The organism is Methylobacterium sp. J-090 (genome assembly GCF_022829345.1).
Classification (GTDB): domain Bacteria; phylum Pseudomonadota; class Alphaproteobacteria; order Rhizobiales; family Beijerinckiaceae; genus Methylobacterium.
On record NZ_JAKSXV010000055.1, the window covers coordinates 1 to 941 of the forward strand.

Genomic DNA, 941 nt, shown 5'->3' on the forward strand with positions numbered 1-941 from the left:
GGCGGTTTGGGCACGGGCGAACTGCGGCGGCTGAAGCAGCTCGAGGAGGAGAACCGCAAGCTCAAGCAGCTCGTGGCCGATCTGAGCCTCGACAAGCACATCCTGCAGGACGTGCTCGCAAAAAAGCTCTGACGCCTGCTCGGCGACGCGACCTCGTGCACCAGGTTCAAGAGGCGCACGGGGTGAGTGAGCGGCGCAGCTGCGTCGCGCTCGGCGTCGGCCGGTCGAGCATCCGCTACCGCTCGACCAAACCCGATCAGGCACCGCTGCGGATGCGCATCTGCGATCTGGCCAAGAGCCGGGTGCGCTACGGCTACTACCGGATCTACATCCTGCTGCGCCGGGAAGGTTGGCGAGTGAACCATAAGAGGGTTCACCGTCTCTACCGGGACGAGGGGCTGAGCCTGCGGCTCAAGCGGCCGCGCCGGCACGTCAGCGGGGCACACCGGGAGCGTCAGCCTGCCGCGCTCCGGCCGAACGAGCGGTGGTCAATGGACTTCGTCTCCGACGCGCTGTTCGACGGCCGCCGGCTGCGGGCCCTGACGGTCGTCGATGCGTTCACGCGCGAGGCTCTGGCGATCGAGGTCGACCAAGGCATCAAAGGCGAGCAGGTCGTGGCTGTCGTCGGACGCTTGGCACTGCTGCGCGGAGCACCGAGCGCGATTCAGGTCGATAACGGGCCTGAGTTCGTCTCGAAAGCACTCGACCGCTGGGCCTACGAGAACGGTGTCACGTTGAAATTCTCGCGCCCTGGCAAGCCGACCGACAATGCCCTGGTCGAGTCGTTCAACGGCCGCCTGCGCGACGAGTGCCTGAACGCGAACTGGTTCTTGTCGTTGGCCGACGCGAGGAGCAAGATCGAGACGTGGCGGCGGCAGTACAACGAGAGCCGTCCTCACACAGCCCTGGGGTGGCGAACGCCTCAGGAATTTGCCTTGGCG

1 pseudogene is annotated in these 941 nt (G+C 66.2%); it reads left to right on the forward strand.

From position 1 onward, the window contains the following. A pseudogene (locus tag MKK49_RS07950) lies at positions 1–941 on the forward strand (IS3 family transposase); the annotation flags it as partial.